Raw genomic sequence first — 18204 nt, 5'->3', positions numbered from 1 at the left:
AGGGGGCGAGGGCGAGTCAGCCCGCTCTCGCCTTTTCTGGCGGCAAGGATCGATCGTGGGCCGCGGAGCGATATTCGGTTGGCCGGAGTCCCGTCTGTTTGCGAAAGAAACGACCGAAATAGGCCTCGTCCTGAAAGCCCAGTTCACTGGCGATCTGCTTCACGCTGAGCGTCGAATAGCCGAGCAGCCGCTTGGCCTCATGGATCGAGCGTGCATCGATCGCCTCGATTGCCGAGACCCCGAACGTAGCGCGGCAGATGCGGGAGAGCTGGCCGGTGGTCACGCCCATCGCGTCGGCATAGCTGGCGACCGGCCGCCGCTCACGGCAATGTCGGTCGAGCAGGGCGCGGAACCGCTCGATCCGGGCGGCCATTGTCCGCTGCTCGGAACTGGCTGAAAGCCGCGCGCTCTCGCTGAGGCGCCCGATCTTGACGAACAGGGCGATCGTCAGTGCAGCGCCTGCGGTGAACTGCCAGCGCTCGTGGCTCTCCGCCTCGTGCCCGATCGACTGGAACAGGGTGTCCAGAGGTGTGCCGCGCTCGACGTCGGGATCAATCGACAGCACGGTCGGCGTGCGGATGAATTCCAGCAGCTCGGGCGCGGCCGTCATCGCCAGCGATTCCAGCGCGGACTGCGCTGCCGTGATGACGTGACCGTCGATGTCGCTGCGGAAGTGAAAGCCGTGGACCGAGCGCGCTGGCACGACGATCAGGCATGGCGCAACGACCGCCCAGGTCTTGCCGTCGATGAAGGTCTCGCCGCCCCCGGCGGTGACGTAGAGCACCTGGATCAGCGCATCGTGGACGTGCGGCTCGATGTCGAAGTCGAAACGGCCGGCACGCAGGGGAATGCGTTCGTAATGGACCATGTCGACCCAGGGTTGGTCCGCTTCCGCGCCATAGAGCGCGAAATGCAGCACGGTCCGGCGGCGCTGCTGGTCAGAGGCCATGATGCACGTTATGTCCTGCTCTATGTAATCTCTGTCCATTGTTCCATATGCGCTCGAGGCGTTCAATGGCGATACGAATTTCAGAGAAGCGTAATCGCATACAAATTTCAGGAAGGTAATTACATGAGACAGGAACTTGAAAATCGCGCAGCTGCGTTGACCCCGTACGCGCTGAACCTGCACGGAAAGGTCTGCGTGGTCACGGGTGCGGGCAGCGGCATTGGTGCCGGCATCGCACGCGCCTTCGCCGAAGTCGGAGCACATGTGGCGCTTGTGGATCGGAATCTTGGCGGCGCTGAAGCGCTCGCCGCCGAACTTCGGAAGGCCGGTGCGGTGGCACAGGCGATCGGCTGCGACGTGTCGGACGAAGCCTCGGTTGCCGCAGCTGCTGACAAGGTTCGCGCAGAGCTAGGGCCAGCCGGCGCGCTCGTCAACAATGCAGGGCTTCTGCGCGCCGGAACTCTCGAGACGGTCTCGATCGAGGACTGGAACCAGGCCATCGCCGTTAACCTGACCGGCTATCTCCCGTGTGCTCGAGCTTTCGGGCGCGACATGCTGGCGGCGGGCAAGGGCAGTATCGTCCATGTTGCCTCGATTGCGGGGCTCAATCCGCAGACCAATAGCGGTTCCTATAGCCCGAGCAAGGCGGGCGTGTTGCTGCTTTCGCGGCAGTTGGCGGCGGAGTGGGGCCCACGCGGGGTGCGCAGCAACTGCGTGCTGCCCGGCATGATCCGCACCGCGCTGTCCGCGAAGTTCTATGAGGAGCCCGGCTTCGAGGCTCGCCGCGCCGCCGCCACCGCGAGCCGCCGCATCGGCGAGCCAGAGGATCTCGCCGGCCCGGCCATGTTCCTCGCCTCTGACCTGGCTGCCTACGTCAATGGCGCGGAGTTGCTCGTCGACGGCGGGCTCGATTGCATGCTGATGGACATGGTCCCGCGCCCCGGTTTCAACGCGACCCCGGCCGCGTGAGCTGGATCACACCATAACGATAAGGAGATTGGATATGACCAAGGAGATCACTTGCGATCTGGTCGTGGTCGGATCGGGTGCCGCGGGCCTCGCCACTGCGATCACTGCACGCAAGCGCGGCCTCGATGTGATCGTGCTCGAAAAGGAGCCCGTGTTCGGTGGTACGACCGCGCTGTCGGGCGGGGTCTTATGGATTCCGCTGAGCAAATACGGCCGACAGCAGAACCCGGCTGACACCGTCGAGCGCGTGCGCGAATACATGATGAGCGAGACGGGCAACAACTTCGATGCCGCCGCGGTCCAGTGCTTTATCGAGAACGGGCCGGCTATGGTCGAGTTCTTCGAACGCGAGACCGAGATGAAGTTCGTGCCCACGCTCTATCCGGACTATCACCCGGATGCGCCCGGCGGCGTCGACATCGGCCGCTCGATCCTTGCCGCGCCCTATGACATTCGCGGGCTGGGCAAGGACATGCGCCGCCTCAAGCCGCCGCTCGAGACGATCACGTTCATGGGAATGATGTTCAATTCCTCGAATGCGGACCTCAAGCACTTCTTTCGCGCGACCAGGTCCCTTGTTTCGTTCCTCTATGTGGCCCGCCGTCTGGCAACGCACGTCAAGGAGTTGGCGCTCTACCGGCGGGGGATCAACGTCACGAGCGGCAACGCGCTCGCCGCGAGGCTCGCGAAGTCGGCACTGGCGATCGACATTCCGATCCTCACGTCGACGCGTGTGAAGGAACTGCTGAGCGAGGACGGCAAGGTGATCGGTGTGCGCGCGACCGTAGCGGACGGCGACCTTCGGATCACCGCACGGCACGGCGTCGTGCTGGCTTGTGGTGGCTTCCCGCACGATCTCAAGCGTATCGCCCAGGTCTATCCGCATGTGAAGCGTGGGGGTGAGCATCTGTCGCCCACGCCCGTCAGCAATACCGGCGACGGGCTGACCATGGCGGAGAAGGTGGGTGGTGCCGTGAAGCTCGGCTTCGCCGATGCGTCGGCCTGGATGCCTGTCTCAAAGGTGCCCTTCGGCAAGGGCCGCACTGGCGTATTCCCGCATCTGCTCGACCGCTATAAGCCCGGCGTGATTGGCGTGTTGCGGAGCGGTCGGCGCTTCACCAATGAATCGAACTCCTATCACGATGTCGGCGCGGCGTTGATGCGCGCCTGCGAGGGTGAGCGGGAGACGGCGATGTGGCTGATCTGCGACAAGGTGGCGCTGGGCAAGTATGGACTGGGATATGCCAAGCCCGCGCCGATGCCAGTGGGGCCGTTGCTGCGCAAAGGCTACCTGATCAAGGGCGAGACGATCGGCGAGTTGGCGCGCAATTGCGGGATCGTTCCCGATGCGCTTGAGATGACGGTCCATGCCTACAATCTCGATGCGGAGCGCGGAGAAGACCCGTCGTTCCATCGCGGTCGCACATCGTTCAACCGTTATCTCGCCGATCCGGACAACAAGCCCAATCCTTGCGTTGCGCCTATTGCGACCGGCCCCTTCTATGCGGTGAAGGTCGTGATGGGCGATCTGGGCACGTTCGACGGCCTCGGGACTAGCGTCACCGGCGAGGTGCTGCGGGCCGACGGCAGCGAGATCGAGGGCCTTTACGCGGTCGGCAATGACCGGCGCAGCGTGATGGGCGGCAACTATCCGGGCGCCGGTATCACCCATGGGCCGAACATGACGTTCGGCTATGTCACCGGTAACGCGATCGCCACCAAAGCCATGACCTCCAAAGAGAAGGTGTACGCATGAGCACCCGCCCCATGTATCTGGCAAAGCCCCTGTTGGATTTCCGGGTCTACACGATCGCGCTGCGCAAGATGCCCGAGTTTCTCGACGTGTTTGACAGGCTCGCCATGCCAATCCTGCTCGAGACGCTTGGACATCCGCTCGGTTTTTGGACCAGTCTGGTCGGGCCGCAGAACCAGTTCACCCACCTGTGGGGGTATGACGATCTGGCAGACTACGAACGACGGTGCCTTGCACGCGATACGCATCCGGATTTCCCCGCCTATCTCAAGGCATCGGGCCATCTGATCACGGCACAAGAGACACGGCTCATTCGTGCCGCCGCGTTGGATAGCGTCGCAGAGTAAGCCGGTGCTGCGGCCGAAGCGGGCTCCATCGAGGAGCCCTGCGTGCTTCATGAATGGAGGAACTGGCTCAGGTCTGGTTGCCCCACAGATCGTCAATCGCGCGGATTGCCAGCAAGTATCCGTTTGCGCCAGCCCCGCAAATTACCGCGGTAGCCGCCACCGAAATCGTCGAGTGACGATATTCCTCCGAGCGTCGGTGGATGTTGGTGATATGCAATTCCACTACTGGTCGGCGGATGAGCTTGACTGCGTCGAGCACCGGAATCCGACCAAATGAAAAGCCGGCTGGATTGATGATCAGCGCGGCGTCCTGCAAGAACGCTTCCTGGATCCAGTCGATCAACCCGCTTTCGCTGTTCGTTTGTCGGAATACGCAGTCGAACTCGAGGGCGTCGGCCAGCGCGAGGCAGTTCTGTTCGATGTCCTTCAGCGTAGTGCTGCCATAAAGATGAGGCTCCCGCGCGCCCAGCATGTTCAGGTTGGAGCCATTGAGGATGTAGAGTTTGCGAGTCATGGTGTCAGTGTGTAGAAGAGCGTTCCAGGGCCGTGTCTTTGGTTTCCCGGGATATTGCGATCATCAGGAAGGAGATCAGGTTCAGCGAGCCGCAGACCGCTACGATGGCCCAAGGGGAACCGTTAAAGGCATTGAGCAGCGCCACGGCGACGATTGGCATCGGGCCGCCGGTGAGCAGGTTGGCTCCCGAGTACGACAGTGCGGACCCCGTGTAGCGCGCCTCGGTCGGAAATGACTCGGCGAACCACACCGGCTGGATGCCGCTCTGGAACTGTGTGAAGCCGAGAAAGGCGCCCATCACGGCCATCGTCATGGCGATCGAGTTCTGGTTGAGAATCGGAAAGTAGATCAGGCAGCAGATCAGCGTGCAGAACGAGCCGATCATCAGCGCACGTTTGCGTCCGATCCGATCGCTCAGATAACCGCCCGCCAGCGCTCCCGCGATGGCACAGACATTCGCAACCATCAGCAGCATGAAACCGGTCTGCTTTGGTACGCCGAGGTGTTTCGTCAGATAGCTGAGCGAGAAAACCACGATCAGATAAAACAGTGCGGCCGGACCACAGAAGAACAGCGTCAGGCGAAGCGCGGTGCGCCAGTGATATTTGAAAACGGTGCCTAGCGGATTGGCAGCGCGTGTGGGAGCGGCAGTCCTCTTGAGCGCCTCGAAGGCGGGTGTCTCGCTAACCTTCCTGCGGATGTAGATGCCCAGCAGCACCAGCACAAAGCTTGCGAGGAACGGGACTCGCCATCCCCAGGAGTCGAAGTCGTCCGATGAAAGCAACGCGGCCAGTGTAAAGAGCGAGAAGTTGGCGAGAATCTGGCTGAGTGGCGAGCAGATGCCAAGCAGGCCCGAATACAAACCGCGTCGGTTAGCAGAAGCATGCTCGACCGCCATCAGTTGCGCGCCCGTCGACTCGCCGCCAAGCGCGAATCCCTGGATGATGCGCAGTGTCACCAGCAACGTCGGCGCGAGGATGCCAACCTGGTGGTAAGTGGGCAACAGCCCCATCAGGAACGATGAACCTCCCATTACCGACACGGTGATAAGCATCAGTTTGCGGCGTCCCCAACGGTCCCCGAGCATCCCGCAGATCACCGCGCCAAGCGGGCGCGCGGCAAGCCCTGCCCAGAAACTAGCCAGCGACGCGAGCAGCGAGGCGGTCGGGTCCAGCGATGGGAAAAACAGCTTTGGAAAGATCGTGGCCGCGACCACACCATACAGCGCGAAGTCGAACCATTCGAGCGCCGTTCCGACGGTTGCGCCTGCCACCGCCCGACGCGCCATCAAGTGAGCCTGCACGGACTGTTGTTCCGCGGCAAGGTTTGAATCAGCAAAAAATGACATGTTGTCTCCTGAATTCCTCATATGTCGAACCGTTCGTTTCTGGCGACGAACAAGTGCTATTGTTTGCGCTCAGAAAGCGAGGCGTTCCGCACCGGAACTGCATTGCACATAATGAAAATCACGCGAAATGTCGCTCAAAAACGGCCTGAGAATTCTTGATTTCCTGGCGACGCAAGCCGAAGGCGCGGGTCTTCTGGCGATTGCCGACGCTTTGTCCCTGCCTCGCAGCACGTGCCACCGCGTGCTCGCCGAGCTCATCGAAGGCGGCTATGTCAGGCAACTGGTCGATCACAGCCGCTACATTCTGACAATGCGTATGACGTCGAACGGGCTGGAATTCCTGAGCCTGACGGGCATCGCGGATATCGCCCAGCCGATCATCGAACGCGTCGCTGCGCAGACAGGTGAACTGGCGCGGCTGTCGTTGGTGGACGGCGAAGCAATCATCTGGGTGGGGAAGGCGGACGGACAGCGCATCGGCTTTCGCTACGATCCTGACATGGGCCAGGCAGCACGACTTTCATGCACGTCGACCGGACACGCATGGCTGATGACAATGACTGACGAACAGGCGGCGGCACTGGTTTTGAAGCAGGGTTTTGGACAGCCCAATGAGTTTGGACCCAATGCGCCGACGACGCTCAAGGCGCTGCTGGGCTTCCTGCACGCTGCGCGCGTGCGTGGCTACGCGATGATCGACGAGGTGTTTGCCCCGCGCATGTCAGCGGTGGCGGTGCCCGTGGTGAGCGGCTCGCGTTGCGTCGGCGTCATCAGTTTGGCCGGTCCGCGGGTGCGGCTGACGACCGAGAAGATTCACGAGTACTCGATGCTGCTGCGCGAGGCGGCGAATGAACTGGCCCAGCTGAGCAATATGGCGGGATTCCCGAGTCGGCCGCCGCTCGGCAAGGGATGACGAGACCCAAGTGTAAAGCCATCCGACCGGCGAACTTGGTCCGCTTCGCGCCGAACTGCGGTCTCCGATACGTTGGCGCAGATGACCGAACGTCTTCCTGTCGGATGCGCAACTAACGGTCGGGCGCCATGCTGCCATCACACTCGGGCTTCGCCCCAAAACCCGCTTACAAAGGCGGCCACGACGACTTGCCGTCGCTGCGTTATGTCTGGTTGGCACCGGGATAGCACGCTTCCATCGAAGCGACTTCACTTTCGTACAGCAAACACGTCGCTCATCTGCCGTGCCCGCTTTACTTCGTCACTGTGCAGATAGATCGACGTCGTCGATACAGACGCGTGCCGCAGATTGTCCCGCACGGTGGTCAGTTCCGCACCGCGCCCCAGCGCATGCGGGCGAGGGCGTCCCACGCAAGCGGCGGCAGCGCGACGCGCGCGAGCTTCTTACCCTTGCCTGTCACGCGCAACCAGTGGTCCCCGCGCGCGCATTGGTCTCGTCGTGTCCGAGCGTCGCACCGACGAGTTCGCTCGCACGCAGCCCCGTCGCGTAGCCGAAGTCGAGCAGGAAGCGCAGCCGTTGCGCGGCCGGGGCTGACCAGCCATACGACCACTCGAGTCGCCGATCATGTGAAGAAGGTTACGATGGAGCTGGGCGAGCTGGGCGGACATGCACCCGTGATCGTCCATGCCGACGCGGACCCCGTGGAAAGCGCGAAAAAGCTGGCAACGACCAAGTTCCGCAATTGTGGTCAGGTCTGTATCTCGCCGTCGCGTTTCTATGTGCACCGCTCGCTCCTGACGCCGTTCGCGGAGACGTTTGCGGCCGTTGCGAGGGAACTCCGGATAGGGGGAAGGCGTGACCCTGAAACACCCTCGGTCCGATGATTCGCGCCCGCGCGGTGGAGAGAGCACTGTCACTGATCGAGGATGCCCGCGTCCGTGGTGCGCGAGTATTGGCTGGCGGCCGACGGCCGCCCCATCTCGAACGAGGGCATTTCATCGAACCGACCGTGCTGGTTGACGTTCCCGACGACGCGAGGATCATGTGCGAGGAACCGTTTGCACCCGTTGCGCCGATTGCGGCTTTCGATGACGTCGCGGAGGTAATTACGCGCGCCAATGCAACCGAATTTGGTCTGGCAGGCTACGTCTTCACGCACGATTCGGCACTGGCCGCGATGACCGCAGAAGCGCTCGAGGCGGGCACGGTCGGCATCAATGAAACGCTGTTGGCGACGGCCGAGGCTCCCTTCGGCGGCGTCAAGGAATCGGGCTTTGGCTGCGAGGGCGGCAGCCTCGGCGTACTGGATTACCTGACGCCCAAATACATTCGTCATCGCCTGATCGTAAGGAATGGGACATGAATCAAAAACCGCGTGGTCTGGACAATGGCCTGACGAACTACGGTGATCACGACTTCGCGCGCTATCTGCGCCGGTCGTTTGCCAAATCGATGGGCTACACCGGCGAATCGCTCGACAAGCCGATCGTCGGGATCTGCACCTCGGAGAGCGGTTTCAATAACTGCCATCGCCACTTTCCCGAAATGATCAAGGCGGTCGAACGCGGCGTGCTCGCGGCTGGCGCATTGCCGGTCGTATTTCCGGTGATTTCGCTTGGCGAGGTCTTCCTTTCGCCGACTTCGCTGGTCTATCGCAATCTGATGGCGATGGCCGTCGAGGAAATGATTCGTGCCCAGCCGATGGATGCGGTGGTGATGCTCGGCGGATGCGACAAAACCGTGCCGGCGATGTTGATGGGCGCGATCTCCGCGGAGCGGCCTGCCGCCATGGTGGTGGCCGGTCCGATGATGACCGGGCGACATCGCGGCGAGCGGCTTGGCGCGTGCACGGACTGCCGGCGCTTCTGGTCGAATTTCCGCGCGGGGAAAGTCTCGGCGCAGGAGATCAGGCAAGTGGAGGGGCGTCTGGCCGTCACGGCGGGAACGTGTGCGGTCATGGGCACGGCGTCGACCATGGCGCTGATCGCGGAAACGCTGGGCATGATGCTGCCCGGTTCGGCGGCGATTCCGGCCGTGCACGCGGATCGTCTGCGCAATTGCGAAGAAACCGGAGCGCTGGTTGCGCGCATGGCCCTCAATGGCGGACCGAAACCGGCCGAGATCGTGACGCCCGCGTCGGTGCGCAATGCGTTGCGCGTGCTGCTCGCGGTCTCCGGTTCGACCAATGCCGTGATTCATCTGGCGGCGATTGCTGGTCGTATCGGACTGAAGATCGATTACGACGAGTTCAACCGGCTGTCTGATGAAACGCCCGTACTCGTGGATCTCAAGCCGGTAGGCAACGGCTACATGGAGGATTTCCATGCAGCCGGCGGGCTGGAGGGCGTTCTGCGCGGACTGATGCCCCAACTCGATCTGACTTGTCGCGATATCGCCGGGCAGAGTCTCGAGGAGCGTTTGAACAGGCCGCTTGCCGATCCGATCGATACGGCCGTGATCCGCTCGACGGAGAAACCGGTCAGTCCCGAGGGCGGGCTGATTGTTCTAAACGGTAGTCTGGCGCCCGGCGGTGCGGTCCTGAAGCGCGCCGCCGCTACTCCCGAACTGCTCGAACATGAAGGGCGTGCCGTGGTATTTACCTCGCTCGAAGATCTGGCCGCGCGCATCGACGACCCCGGTCTGGACGTTCGCGCGGACGACATTCTCGTATTGCAGAACGCGGGGCCGCGCAGTGCTTCAGGCATGCCCGAGGCCGGCTATCTGCCGATTCCGCAGAAACTTGCGCGGGCGGGGGTGAAGGACATGGTGAGGATTTCAGATGCGCGCATGTCGGGCACGGCGTATGGGACCATCGTGCTTCACGTGACGCCAGAAGCGGCGCTCGGTGGCCCGCTGGCGCTGGTGCGCAACGGTGATCGGATCCGGCTCTCGGCGCGGGACAAGCGGATCGATCTACTGGTCGACGAGGTCGAGCTGGCGCGTCGTGCCGCTGAGATTCGTCCGGCGGAAGGGACATATGCGCGCGGTTACCAGCGTCTTTATCACGATCACGTGCTCTCTGCCGCCGCCGGGTGCGACTTTGATTTCCTCACCGCATTTCCTTCCGAAGACCTTAAGTAGCGGGTGCTTTTTCTACTCCCTGACCAAAGCGCCCGCGCGACTCGATCTGTTCGGCGCCTGATCAAGCGCAAACGACGAAGAGTTCATCCCTCACCAGAGGTGTCGTCGAAGATTGCGGATTGCCTGGGCCACAGTGTTTCGAGGCGACCCAGCAGATCACCGGGGAAAAGAAGCGAAATGTAAGGGGTATCGGGTCCCGCTGGGTTGCGGACTACGAGCCGGTTCAACCGACCATCCGCCGCAGCCTGTTCGATGGCGGCGCCATCGTCGAGTGTCGACCCTCTCCGGCCGTTGGAGCCGTGTAACGTGAACGGCAGCCTCCAAGGTCCATGAGTCATTCATGCGCTCGTGAGGCCCATTCTCCGCACGGAGCCGGGAACCGTCACTGCGAAGGCGACCGAGCATCTGGATCTTGAAACCCATCTCGACGATGGCGAAAGTTTCTGCGTAGCAGTACAAGCGCGCCTTCGTCGTTGAAGTTACGAGCATCCCAGATCCACGTCGGTATCAGCGGCGAACTCAACGGCGATTTCGCGGCCGCCTATCAGTCCCATCGTCGAAGCCACGCAGCTCCCCGCGGTCGACATCTACTTCACATCTCGGGTGGTGGAACACGCCAGCGGCGGCGCTGCTGATGGTTCCGTCGCTGCACGTTTCGGCGAGTTTCCGCAATTCACTCTGCCTAACGTTGGACAAGACGCCGCCGTGCCGAGACAAGTACGTGACGCTGCGAACGCGAGATCTGCTCCGTACCGTCGCGGAGCCAACTTTCGGAGCGTTTTCGGCATTCGTTCGGCATACGATCGTGTGGCACCGCGCCCCGCGACCTACGCTGGTCTAGCCAACGAGCGTCGCGCGCCGCTCAAGATCTTCGCTACTGTCCGAGGAAATAACTATGCGATCGCCGATTAGACGGACACGCGCGTTGCTCGAAGGATTCGGCCTCGAAAACGCCAGCCAGTCGGCGCCCGGGTGCTACATCGTCGAGCGCGCGTTCGCATCGTGAGCGTACTGCCGCTCGTGCAATTTTTTTTAGGAACGAAGATGAAGATCATAAAGGGTTTTGCAGCCGCCACGCTGATCGGCGTCGCGGCTATGTCGGGTACGACGCAGGCGCAGGAAAGGGTGCCAGACGGTTACTGGACGACACCAACGATCGAGAACTACGGTCGGGTGCACTTCCTGCCCAATGCCGCGTTCAAACCTCAGCCAGACCACACATACAAGATCGTGTTCTCGCTCACTCAGGCCGCGAAAACGCCGGACGCGGTCGATCCGGGGCTCGACCGCGTTGCGCGCACCGTCAATCTGTATGCGGCAGCCGGCGTGCCAGTGTCACATCTGAAGTTCGTCGCGGTGGCCTCCGGCGCAGCGACCCCGCTCGTGCTCGACGATGCGCACTATCGCGCCGCGTACGGGGTTGCCAACCCGAACCTGCCGCTGATCGCCGAGCTGAAAAAGGCCGGTGTGACGGTCGCCGTGTGCGGGCAAGCAGTGGCCGAGCATCATTTCGACTACGGCTGGGTCGCGCCCGACGTCACGTTGGCGCTGTCCGCTCTGACGACCGTGACGACGCTCGAAACGCAAGGCTACGTGCTTATGCCGCTTTGACCTTCGCCATCGGGAGAATCATCCATGTTTTCATTCAACAAGAGGCTGCTTTCATTCATGATCGGCTCGGCGGCTGTGCTGGACGCACGCCGTCGACGGATGAGCGTCATAAACTCGATAATACCCCGCCACTATGGGTGGTATGGTTCAGGTCCGGCGAGTACATCGTCGTTGAGGCCGACACAGCGGCCGACGCGCGCGACAGTGATGAGGTGCGTAAGCGTCAGGAATACGACGCGAATCGGTTCGCGGTTACCAGGGTACGGGGATCGATACGGGCGTCGGCAGTCGCGGCCAAATATGGAGGTGGCACAGATCCAGTGGTTCACTGCGGCATTTCGCGCCTCGAAAGGTGCCTGTTAAGACAGAGTCCCACCTGACGAGCGCTGCCATATCGGACGAGTACCGGTCTACGCTCGAGGAAGCTTACGCCTTGGCGATCGCTTTCCACCATTCGCGGGCGAGTCGTCGCCCACTGGCGATTGCCATCATCGATGAATAATGGGCGGCACTCAATGAGCCGACGCCTGACGACGCGATGTCTCGCCCCGAGGTCATTCGACAACTGGCCGAATGCGCAGACGAGAATCTCACGGAACGGCAGTTCTACTGTCCTTTGCCAAGGGGTGTATGGCTGCTATCGGTTCGGCATGCGCGAATGCCGACGGAACTGCCGCAGTCATGCTGCAAACAGTGCCGCCGCGATGCCGGCGGCGGGCCGGTTATTGCCGCAATCAAACGACGTGGGCGGCCAATGAGCGCAAAACCTCATGCTGTACGTCAGCCTCCCGATCGCCGCCCATCACCACTGTTGACCAGGTGGCGGCCGCGTTTCACGGCGCGCTCGGTTCGGATTGGTCGTTCCTCTCAGTTCCCGGCGGGGATCGAGATCAATCTCGTGTGCCAACCGTCGCACGGCGACCTAATATTGATGGGCACATAGCAGCCAGTGGGGCGTCGGGTCGCGCGACGATGACGAATGAATGCCGAAATTCCCGCGAACGTGGCAACGATGTTGGCCACCGACAGGGCGGTGGTGCCGGGCGTGTTGCGCTACCCGGGATTCGAGGTCGACATCGACCGGGGCGAATTGCGTGTCGACGGGCGGGCGGTGCCGCTCCGCCCCAAGACGTTTGCACTATTGACATACCTGGCGAAACATCCTGGTCGTCTCCTAGCCAGAGACGAGATTATCCAGTCCGTGTGGCGTGACGTCATTGTGACCGATGACTCATTGGTACAGTGCGTCAGTGAACTGCGCGCGGCGCTGGGCGATCAACGCCAGAAGGTGATTCGGACGGTGCCCCGTCGCGGTTACATGCTCGAGCTTGCACCCGTGGAACCCACGGCACCTGATGAAACGGGCGTAAGTGAATCGTACCCGGTTGCACCGCCGGCCGTCACGCCCTCTCCGTCTTCGGCACCGGTCGGCATCAACCGACGACGGTTCGTATTGGTGCTAGCAAGCAGCTTGACAGCGTTCGCAGGTGGCGGTGTCTGGGCATGGTGGCGGACGCGGGAAGCGACAGTGGGACATCGCGCCAATGACATCGCGGCGACCCGTCGAACAATTGCCGTGCTGCCGTTTACAAATTTGAGCGGCGATGCATCTCAAGCTTACTTTGCCGACGGCATCACGGCCGACGTAATCGCCGATGTGTCGCGTTTGCCAGATACGCTAGTCATCGCTCAGAACTCGACACAGATGTATCGCGACACAGCGTCAGATGCGCACCGCGCAGCCCAGGAACTTCAGGTCCCCTTCGTCGTGACTGGAAGTGTATGGCGCTCGGGGGGCGAAGTCCGTATTGCTGTTCGCTTGGTGTCTGCAGAATCCGGTGCCGTGCTGTGGGCCGACACGCTCGTGTACCCGAATGAGACGCAATGGAACTGGCGACGCGATGTGGGACCGCGCGTCGCGTATGCCCTCGACATTCGGACCAAGGACGTCATCGGCGGCTGGGGGACAGCTGGCCCGGAGCCACGGGAGGCGATCGAACATACCATGCGAGGCTTCGCGACGCTGCGGCGGGCTTCGGCGCGGTCGGAGTTTGAGACTGCCTTGCGCGAGTTTCGTGAAGCACTGACAACAGCTCCGAAGTCGGCTTCGGCGTGGGCCGGACTGAGCCTCGCCTTGTCGGACGTAATCTTCTACGGGCATGTCCCTTACCCGCAGGATCAGCTTCGCGAAGCTAAAGATGCGGCTGACAGAGCGCTGGCTCTCGACGGGGACAATCCGTACGCGCATGTGGCGCAAGGCAAAGTGCTATACCTACTCGGCCAATTGGACGCCGCTCAAGACGCGTTCGAGACCTGCCTGGCCCTGAATCCGAGTTTTGTGTTCGCTCATGTGCGGATTGGATTAATCAGAATCGAACTCGGGCACGCTGAAGAAGCGCAGCGACATGTCGATATGGCCCTTCGCCTGGGTCCGAAGGATCAATTCCGGGCGGCGTCGGCACATCTGATCGCAGGAATCGCCCAATTCCACCTTGGAAACGACGATCAGGCCTACGCGGAATTGGAGAAGATGGTTACGGCAAACCCTCGGGTAGGGTTCGCGTACCTGTGGATGGCCGCCATCGACGCGCTCCACGGACGCGATGAAAAAGCGCATGAGAATCTGGAACGATACAAACAACTCATCGAAATTCACACGATTAGCGGTTTGAAGACCATCGAGCATTCAAAAAACGCGGTATTCCTCGCGCAGCGCGAGCGCTTCTATGATGGACTTCGCAAAGCGGGTATGCCGGAATGACGAAGGAGGCTTCCCATCTTGCTCGCCGCGCACTTGAGGCTCCAGATCACGGTTAAGTAAGTCAGTATGACTCCCGTTCGGCAAGGCTGGCCGCCGAGGGGAATTAAGCGCGGGTTAGCATTGCCGCCAGAGCCGCATTGAGTGGGGACGGAGCCACCGCTCAACGGTCTGTTCCGACACGGAGGCCAGCGTGGAAAACGATAGCACGTTGTACGTAGGACTGGATGTCCATAAGGATTCGATCACGGTTGCGTACGCGATCGGCATGAGCGAAGTTGAACTGTTTGGCAAGGTCGGCGCCATGCATATTGATATCGACCGGTTGTGCAAGAAGTTGCAAACAAAGGCGCGGCACATCTGCTTTGTCTATGAAGCGGGGCCCTGCGGATATGGGTTGTACAGGAGGCTGATCGATAAAGGCTTCGACTGCATGGTCTGCGCACCGTCACGCATTCCACGGAAACCGGGAGATCGCGTCAAAACAGACCGTCGCGACGCGATCAAGCTAGTGCGTTCGCTACGCGCCGGCGACCTCTCGGCCGTACATGTGCCATCGGTTGAAGACGAAGCGTTCCGAGACCTGGCACGCGCCTGGTCAGCTGCCAGAGAAGATCTGAAGGCCGCACGCTGCAGGCTCAAATCGTTTCTGCTTGCCCACGGCGTTCGTTACCTTGGTCACCCCAACTGGGGGCCCACCCACCGACGCTGGATAAGTACGTTCTCGTTCGACAGCGCATGGCAACAACTGGCGTTCAATGAACACCGGCGCACGATCGAAGACCGGCTCGCGCAATGTGAAAGGCTGGAACTGGCATTGCGTGAATCTGTCACCAGCTGGCGGTTTTACCCGGTCGTACTCGCGTTGCAGGCTGTGCGCGGGATTAACTTCACGTCGGCGATCGGCCTGGTCTCCGAGCTGGGTGACCTGTCGCGCTTCGAGCATCCGCGACAGCTGATGGCGTGGCTCGGCGTGACGCCTTCTGAGCACTCCTCAGGCGGAAAGCGACGCCAAGGAAGCATTACCAAAACAGGCAACAGTTATGCGCGCAAGCTATTGGTCGAATCCGCCTGGAGTTACCGCCATCCTGCCCGCGTGAGCATTGACATCCAGCGCCGGCATGAAGGGCTACCCAAGCCGATAATCGACCGTGCCTGGGACGCGCAACTAAGACTGTGCAGGCGATATCGCAAGCTCGTCGCCAGAGGGAAGACCGCGCACGTGGCCATCATCGCTATTGCACGCGAGCTGGCGGGCTTCATCTGGGACGTCGGCCGATTGGGAATGACGCTGGCTTTACCGCCAAGCGCGCAATCCGCATGAACAAAGGGCTGTACGTAAAAAGACCAACCAGTATCAACAGTTTCCTGAAGGCGGCGCAGCCCGGTATTCGAGTAACCCGCGACCACGTTTGGCAACGGCATCAGTCGACTTGCGTAGTAAGGAAGCGGCAGGCTCATGAGACGGACCTCTGTAATGCGGCAACCAACCCGCGAATGTCAGCGTGATCCACCGTCGAGTTTTACTGCTACGCCGCCTTCAGGAAATTTGCTTTGACCATGGAGTAAATGGTGAAAACCGATCCAGATTGACACTGGGAGTCATATCAGCGAGGGAACAGTCACAACGACGCGTGTGCCGTCGCGACCCTCAAAGAGCCGTACAGCGACATCATCTTCGCCTATGTCCGTGCGGACTGAACGCAATCCGACTTCGGCTCAAGCTCGTGCAGCTCCGAGTGCTCGAATGTTCTGCCTGGCATTGTTCATAGTCGCGAGCGGACCGGCCGCTTACTGAGCGGAGCCGACGTCTGAATGTCCCAGCAACGATGCACGCGATTGACGCCTCATGGCCGGGAGTCGCCTCAGCCGGATATTGAGGCGTGTGCCGCGCCTCACTGAAGTTGACCCGCGAAAACGGACACCTATGCTTTTGATCAGGAGGTGTCGAAAATGGGCAGGCATCGTACCCCATACCCTGTGGAATTCCGGGCTCACATGGTCGAGCTGGTTAAGGCCGGAAGAACGCCTGAGGATCTGGCGCGCGAGTTCGAGCCGACCGAACAGACGATCAACAACTGGGTCGCGCAGGCCGATCGCGATGCGGGTGTGCGTCACGACGGGCTGACCACGGCCGAGCGGCAGGAACTCACACGGTTGCGTCGCGAGAACCGGCAACTGAAGATGGAAAGGGACATTCTCTCGCAGGCCGCGGCCTGGTTCGCGAGGGAGACGGGAGCCGTTCCGCCGAAGGGCGGTACGGATTCATGAGAGCGAACCGGGCCAGGTGGCCCATTGCCACGATGGCACGGCTGCTCAGGGTCTCCGCGAGCGGCTACTACGCATGGCTGGTGCGTGAGCCATCGAAACGCTCGTGTAGCGATGCGCAACTGCTCGAGCGCATCCGCACGCTGCATGCGAATTCACGCGGCACATATGGGGCGCCACGTATCCATGCGCAGCTCGCGTGGGAAGGCGTGCATGTGGGATGCAAGCGGGTCGCACGTCTGATGCACCTGGCCGGCCTGCATGGTGCGAGCCGGCGGCGCTGGCCACACACCACGCGGCAACGCGCGGGGGCTCGGCGCGCTCCGGATCTGGTGCGTCGGCACTTCTGCGCGGAGGCGACAAACATGCTGTGGGTGGCGGACGCCACCTACATCCCGACTGGCGAGGGGTTTCTGTATCTGGCCGTAGTCCTCGACGTGTTCAGTCGCCGAATTGTAGGCTGGGCGATGTCAAGCCATCTGGACACCGAACTGATGCTGCGCGCACTCGATATGGCGTTGCTGCAGCGACGCCACGAGGGCGTAATTCTACATTCGGACCAGGGATGCCAATACACCTCTATTGCATTCGGACGGCGCTGCCGCGAAGCCGGTGTGCAACCGTCGATGGGGACGGCCGGCGACGCGTACGACAACGCGATGTGCGAATCGTTCTTCGGCACGCTTGAAGCGGAGCTACTCTCGCGAGAACTCTTTGCGACTCGTGAACAGGCCCGGCAACGCATCTTCTGGTTCCTGGAGGGCTGGTACAACGTACGCCGCTTACACAGCGGCATTGGCTATCGTTCGCCGCTTGAATTCGAAAACCTCAACGTTAAAAGGCAAACCGTATCGCCTTGCGGGTTGTCCACCGGCGGGCAGCGTCATGGTCGTGAGAGGCGACCCGCCGCCCGCCCGTGGACAACCCGCGACTCAACACTCAACGGAGGTTAGATCGCATCAAATCGCAGGCTGCAAATCCGTCCGTCGAACCGGGTCAACCTCACACAGCGATCTAGCGCTTCTGTCTGAGCAAGTCAAATTGGCGCTGTTGTCTCAGCGAATTCAGTTCGCGCTGCTGCCTCAGCAAATCCAGGTCGCGCTGTTGTTTCAGTAATTGGAGTTGTTCGTTCTGGAGTTCGATCTGTTGCTTCTGCGCTTCCAATTGCGCTCTATAGGCCCCCATGCTTTGGTCAGCCACCGCTCCCTGCGGGTAATTCTGCGCATAGGTGATGGAACAGCCAGCCGCCAATGTCGCAGCAACGATAAGTGCTTTCATGATGCCCCTCGCACGGATGCTCCTTTGAAATATCTTAGGCCAGAAAGGCCGGGCATCGGCGGGACCGACGTGGCTATCGGCGTCGTGCCTGGATCGGTGATTGCGTATGTTGAGCGAGCGGCGTGCTTTTCGCCGTGGCAACGAGAGGCCGGGATCGACGGCGGATTCAACCGGTCGATGCAACACACTGAAAGCTGCGTGTGCAGTGGGAGTGTTGCATTCACCGGTTGAATCCGCCACCCACTCCGGTCATTGGTGCCGACGCTACATCAACGGCAGCTTGCTCCCTTGTCAGCGGACACTGGTGCGCACTGATGTGCTGTTTCCTGGAATCGAGTGCGTGGTGTGGCGTGAGACGATGCGACCGGGAGCCCTCAGACGTCTGGGCAACGGTGTGTGGCGAGCGATTTCTTTG

The 18204-nt window shown here is 61.5% G+C and carries 12 protein-coding genes and 3 pseudogenes; 10 read left to right on the top strand and 5 right to left on the bottom strand.

The genetic code is table 11. The features are described 5' to 3' along the window. Nucleotides 1-16: 16 nt before the first annotated feature. Entirely contained in the window at nt 17-949 is a 933-nt protein-coding gene (locus tag OKW28_RS20295; RefSeq protein ID WP_187637452.1) for a helix-turn-helix domain-containing protein, read from the bottom strand. Nucleotides 950-1072: 123 nt separating this feature from the next. On the opposite strand from OKW28_RS20295, the gene OKW28_RS20290 reads away from it, so the two are divergent. From OKW28_RS20290 to OKW28_RS20280, 3 genes are read left to right on the top strand one after another with little or no spacing between them, the layout of a single operon-like run. Then, entirely contained in the window at nt 1073-1918 is an 846-nt protein-coding gene (locus tag OKW28_RS20290) for an SDR family NAD(P)-dependent oxidoreductase (protein WP_429448816.1), read from the top strand. A 34-nt stretch (nt 1919-1952) separates the two neighbouring features. Then, complete coding sequence (locus tag OKW28_RS20285; protein ID WP_429448317.1) at nt 1953-3674, top strand: FAD-dependent oxidoreductase; 1722 nt, start codon at nt 1953-1955, stop codon at nt 3672-3674. Next, entirely contained in the window at nt 3671-4018 is a 348-nt protein-coding gene (locus tag OKW28_RS20280; RefSeq protein ID WP_184023786.1) for an NIPSNAP family protein, read from the top strand. The genes OKW28_RS20285 and OKW28_RS20280 overlap by 4 nt, the downstream gene beginning before the upstream one ends. Nucleotides 4019-4085: 67 nt before the next feature. Here the strand turns inward: OKW28_RS20280 and OKW28_RS20275 are convergent, their stop codons facing one another. After that, nucleotides 4086-4532 carry a type II 3-dehydroquinate dehydratase gene (locus OKW28_RS20275; protein WP_429448315.1) on the bottom strand — a complete coding sequence of 149 codons (447 nt, stop codon included), beginning with the start codon at nt 4530-4532 and terminating at the stop codon, nt 4086-4088. Nucleotides 4533-4536: 4 nt separating this feature from the next. Then, nucleotides 4537-5880: an MFS transporter gene (locus tag OKW28_RS20270; protein ID WP_429448314.1), complete on the bottom strand. Its 1344-nt coding sequence runs from the start codon at nt 5878-5880 to the stop codon at nt 4537-4539. Nucleotides 5881-6007: 127 nt separating this feature from the next. On the opposite strand from OKW28_RS20270, the gene OKW28_RS20265 reads away from it, so the two are divergent. Then, the gene (locus tag OKW28_RS20265) at nt 6008-6793 is read left to right on the top strand and encodes an IclR family transcriptional regulator (RefSeq protein ID WP_018422624.1); all 786 of its coding nucleotides are present in this window, start codon (nt 6008-6010) and stop codon (nt 6791-6793) included. A 248-nt stretch (nt 6794-7041) separates the two neighbouring features. Here the strand turns inward: OKW28_RS20265 and OKW28_RS20260 are convergent. Then, nucleotides 7042-7408 (bottom strand): annotated as a pseudogene (locus OKW28_RS20260) (hypothetical protein); the annotation flags it as partial. Between the two features lie 26 nt (nt 7409-7434). On the opposite strand from OKW28_RS20260, the pseudogene OKW28_RS20255 reads away from it, so the two are divergent. The 6 genes and pseudogenes from OKW28_RS20255 to OKW28_RS20230 form a co-directional block, all read left to right on the top strand. Then, a pseudogene (locus tag OKW28_RS20255) lies at nt 7435-8156 on the top strand (aldehyde dehydrogenase family protein). Continuing rightward, on the top strand, nt 8153-9874 hold the full coding sequence (locus OKW28_RS20250) for an IlvD/Edd family dehydratase (RefSeq protein ID WP_429448312.1): 1722 nt from the start codon (nt 8153-8155) through the stop codon (nt 9872-9874). Before OKW28_RS20255 ends, OKW28_RS20250 begins: the two are co-directional and overlap by 4 nt. A gap of 1044 nt (nt 9875-10918) precedes the next feature. Beyond that, the gene (locus tag OKW28_RS20245) at nt 10919-11485 is read left to right on the top strand and encodes a DsrE family protein (RefSeq protein ID WP_429448311.1); all 567 of its coding nucleotides are present in this window, start codon (nt 10919-10921) and stop codon (nt 11483-11485) included. Nucleotides 11486-12464: 979 nt separating this feature from the next. Then, nucleotides 12465-14246, top strand: coding sequence for a winged helix-turn-helix domain-containing tetratricopeptide repeat protein (locus tag OKW28_RS20240; protein WP_429448309.1), 1782 nt, complete (start codon nt 12465-12467; stop codon nt 14244-14246). A 190-nt stretch (nt 14247-14436) separates the two neighbouring features. Then, nucleotides 14437-15567 (top strand): IS110 family transposase, encoded by a 1131-nt coding sequence (locus tag OKW28_RS20235; RefSeq protein ID WP_429448307.1) that lies wholly within the window; start codon nt 14437-14439, stop codon nt 15565-15567. A 629-nt stretch (nt 15568-16196) separates the two neighbouring features. After that, nucleotides 16197-17335 (top strand): annotated as a pseudogene (locus tag OKW28_RS20230) (IS3 family transposase); the annotation flags it as partial. Between the two features lie 190 nt (nt 17336-17525). Here OKW28_RS20230 and OKW28_RS20225 read toward each other — a convergent pair. Then, nucleotides 17526-17789 carry a hypothetical protein gene (locus tag OKW28_RS20225; RefSeq protein ID WP_429448306.1) on the bottom strand — a complete coding sequence of 88 codons (264 nt, stop codon included), beginning with the start codon at nt 17787-17789 and terminating at the stop codon, nt 17526-17528. Between the last annotated feature and the right edge of the window lie 415 nt (nt 17790-18204).

The organism is Paraburkholderia sp. 40 (genome assembly GCF_050434105.1).
In the GTDB taxonomy this organism is placed as follows: Bacteria; Pseudomonadota; Gammaproteobacteria; order Burkholderiales; family Burkholderiaceae; genus Paraburkholderia; species Paraburkholderia tuberum.
The sequence above is the reverse complement of the archived record's forward strand: the minus strand, read 5'-3'. Positions and strand labels throughout refer to the sequence as shown.